Origin of the sequence: Microbacterium sp. ISL-103, from assembly GCF_018613995.1 — a bacterium.
Taxonomy (GTDB): Bacteria; Actinomycetota; Actinomycetes; order Actinomycetales; family Microbacteriaceae; genus Microbacterium.
Genome location: NZ_JAGGPD010000243.1, coordinates 1 through 3,624, shown reverse-complemented (window position 1 = coordinate 3,624; position 3,624 = coordinate 1). Strand labels below are relative to the sequence as shown.

3 protein-coding genes are annotated in these 3,624 nt (G+C 62.9%); 2 read left to right on the top strand and 1 reads right to left on the bottom strand.

Going from position 1 to position 3,624, the window contains the following annotated elements:
* Window positions 1–23 precede the first annotated feature (23 nt).
* Together J7E68_RS20390 and dgt are read left to right on the top strand one after the other, a co-directional pair.
* On the top strand, window positions 24–296 hold the full coding sequence (locus J7E68_RS20390) for a helix-turn-helix domain-containing protein (protein ID WP_396652497.1): 273 nt from the start codon (window positions 24–26) through the stop codon (window positions 294–296).
* A 554-nt stretch (window positions 297–850) separates the two neighbouring features.
* Window positions 851–2,422 (top strand): dGTP triphosphohydrolase, encoded by a 1,572-nt coding sequence (gene dgt / locus J7E68_RS09885; protein WP_215172141.1) that lies wholly within the window; start codon window positions 851–853, stop codon window positions 2,420–2,422.
* A gap of 412 nt (window positions 2,423–2,834) precedes the next feature.
* On the opposite strand, the gene J7E68_RS09880 is transcribed toward dgt, so the two are convergent.
* Window positions 2,835–3,062, bottom strand: a complete 228-nt coding sequence (locus tag J7E68_RS09880; RefSeq protein ID WP_215172139.1) for a hypothetical protein — start codon at window positions 3,060–3,062, stop codon at window positions 2,835–2,837.
* Window positions 3,063–3,624: the final 562 nt, after the last annotated feature.

Genomic DNA, 3,624 nt, shown 5'->3' with positions numbered 1-3,624 from the left:
GCGCGACGTGGCTTGCACGCGAGTTGTATGTGTCCAGGCGGCAACTCGACCGAGCATTCGGGGGCGGGCCGAGCGTCGCCGAAGCCCTCGCCCGCCGACGACTGCGGCAGGTGGTGGCAATTGCTGCCCACAACCCGACGATCTCGATGTCCGAGATTGCCACACGATGCGGGTACGGCACCTACGAGACGTTTCGTGCTCAGTGCCATAAGTATCTGAGGTGCAGCCCGCGGGATGCCAGACGCGCACGTATGGTGGCGCTCAGTGCGGCACAGGAACGGGTGCTCGCAGCCTGATGCCCTGTCGTGGTTGAGGCGCATTTCTCCGCTTGCGCTGCACGCAGCAAGACGGCGCGCTGCGCCGGGCGCGTCCTTGGTGGACCCTCGGGGCCTGGGCGCGGCACCCCAAACGACGCGCCGCGTACATCTTTCCAGGGCGATGTCCGTATCTGCCGGTACCCTACAAATAGCTGGATCCAGGAGCCCTTTACAGCGGTAGAGTGAGGGTTCGAGGGAACTACATGGGGAGATGCATTGGCGATTGCATTGGCTGGCGACGCAGTGACCGAAGAGCGCATGGGGCGCGGAGTCGAAACAGTCCGCGCGGATGCAGCTCGTGAACGGGAGCGAATCGCACGCGCCGAGGACAAAGCGCGCGCGGCCCTCGATTCGCTGACGAGTCCCGTGCAAGAACTCGAGTTTGTTCACGTCGTGTGCGAACGCGCTCAAGTCAACGAGTATCTTGCGTCCTACGTCGTCGACAAGCTCCGCGGGCAAGGGTCTCTCCACAAAGACTGGGTCACCGGGCTCCTCTCGCGCGCCTAACGGTGGGAATCACTGACGCCGGCCGCATGGGCGGCGCCGCCGAACCCGCGAACGAGCCGTGGCGACAGCCGGGGCAGATCGACAGTGATCGGGTCTTCTACGCGCCGGAGTTCCGACGGTTGTCCGGCGTCACGCAGGTGGTCCCGCCGCAGGATGGATACCTTTTCCACGACCGGTTGAGTCATTCGCTCAAGGTTGCGCAGGTGGCTGCGACGTTGGCGCGCAGGCTGGCGAAAACGGTCAAACCGGGCGTCGTTCCCGCAGGGACAGAAGTCAGCGACTGGGTGCACCCCGACCACTGCTATGTGGCAGGTCTCGCCCACGACATCGGTCATCCGCCGTTCGGTCACGCTGGCGAGCACACCCTCCAGACGCTGATGAAAGAGCCTGCACCTGTCGGCGCCAGCGAGCGGCTCGTGGCGGCTCATCGGGTGCTCGCGGAAAGGTCGTTCGAGGGCAACGCCCAGTCGACCCGGATCGTCGCCGCGCTGTCGTTCCGCAAAGAGCGGGAACAGCCAGGGCTACAGCTCACGCTTCGGTCTATGGCAGCAATCGCCAAATATCCGTGGTTGCGTGGCGGCCACCCGTACCGAATCGAGAAGCTGGCAAAGAAGTGGAGCTTCTATGAAGAAGAAGCAGACCTTCTTACCGCCCTCGTGGACAACGGGTTCATCCACATCGAGCGGGAGCCGGAATCCGATAAGGTTCTTCGGGTTCACCGGTGGCCCGAAGCCGAGATCATGGACTGGGCTGATGACATCACCTATGCCGTGCACGATCTCGAAGATTTTTTCCGTGCCGGCCGCACCCCGCTCCACCGCATCCATACCGCGCTGAAGAGCGCCCCCGACAAGGTGAACTGGGCGACCACCGATTTCGACTTCGCGACCGACGACGAAGCGCGAGGATGCCTGCAGTTCATCTTCGAGAAGCTCAAGAAGGTCCTCGATGACGAGGGAACTTCGCTGGCGGAGCACATCCCCGACATGTGGGCAACGATCAAGCGGTCGCTCCTCATGCACTTTCCTCCCGCGCCCTTCTCAGGATCTCGGACCTCGCACGCGGCCCTGCAGAAGTTCGCCAGCACCCTCATCGTCTACCTCAGCGAGAACACCAGCCTTCAACGCGTCGACGGGCTGGAACGCGTGCGGATGCATGTGGACCCTGTCGCTCGGCTGGTTTCGGAGTTCTTTAAGGCGCTCAACTCCTACTATGTGATCGAGACAGCGTCGCTCGCTGTGATGCAATACGGTCAGGCGCAGGATCTTCGCCGCCTCTTCGACTCGCTGGTTGCAATGTGCGGTCGGTGGTTGCAGGACGTTGCAGGGGACCCATATCCGTCCGCACACCGACAGCTGCCAGCGCGGCTCCGCGAGTACCTCGTCGGTGCCCTCGAGATCACCGAGGCAAACATCTCCGCAGATGGCTCAGGGAGTGTTTCCGACCCGGGGGAGGACCCGGTGGCTCGCGACGAGGTTGCCATCGCGGTTGTGGACTACATCTGCAGCCTCCGTGACGCGCAGGCTGCGATTCTGACGAGCCAGCTGCATCAGTCGCCCGACCCGGCACAGATGCATGCCACCTGGCTGAACGGCTAACGTCGGCGCCCCTTCTCGGACCGCGACGCCGTCCGATACTTCTCGATGAGAAGGGCGCACCGTCCGGCCGGCGCGGGCACCCATCGTCGTCCCGCGTTATGAGTACACCAGCGTCAACCTTGATCCGTTCTTCGCCGCCCCTTTCAACCCGTCGACTGTTCGGCCCACGCGTCCGCGTGGACCGAACGGTCTAGAAGCAGCTGAGCTCAGAGATTGCCGCGGTCGACCGACGTCAGGGTCCGAGGCTTCGTGTACGACACCGAGGAGCTGTGCATCAGCAACGACGTCCAGCCGTCACTGAACTTGATGTCGAAGTACTTGTTGTAGTCCCCAGATGACGCGTAGACAACGCCTGGGACGTTTACTGACTTCTTTCCTGTCCCGGAGAAGCAATGCTTGAACACCAAGCTCATCATTCGATGCGCCGGGCGCGGTCGACGGATGCTGCGCCAGCGAGAGCGAGTACTTCGCGTCCCCCGACGGTCAGTCGCGCTGGTCGGGGGAGGAGCCGGGCGGTCATCGAGATGCGGACTGCGTCGCCGGGCTGCGCATCGAACAGCGGTGTGGTCTCTCCCCAACTCTCGTCGTTCCCAAGCACCACGAGGACGCGGGTGGCGGCGGTGTTAGCGACGGTAGACACCGCCGTGTCGAACCGCTCGCGATTGATGGCCGGCTTCTGACTGCTCCGGAAACAGACGCTCTGGGGATCAAGCAGGTTTCACGCCGGTGACGCTCACATCTTTGCCCCGTCGTGGTGGGGGGCGGCCCGATTTCCACCGCAGAGCGTTCTCGGGTAGTGGAGCCTGGGATCGGATAGAGCTCAGGAAGTGGCTCACGCTCGCCGACGACGATATTCAGAAATGGGCTCAAATTCTGGAGTTGGGGCGCGCATCCGAGGCGTTGCGGATCTTCGACCCCAATTCATAGACGCTGAAGTTCGGTTGTCTGAATCCGATGAGTTCGGGTTATCTGAGTCGCGGTGCTCCGTTAGTTCCGGGAGCTCCAGCCACTTTTCACGATGGAGAGAAGATTCATGACGATCCACACATCCCGGCTCCGGCGGTCGACTACGGCTATTGCTGTTTCGGTACTGGCGCTATCCGCTTTGTTCTCAGCATCCGCTGCCAGCGCGTCTGTGGACGAAGATCCGTCGCAGCCGTCAGCCGCCGAGTTTGAGTCTTTCGCGGGTGAGCCCCGCACTG

What these genes read in the sequence shown, in the direction of transcription:
- dgt (WP_215172141.1), top strand. Translation starts at nt 851, where the DNA reads ATGGGCGGCGCCGCCGAACCCGCGAACGAGCCGTGGCGACAGCCGGGG.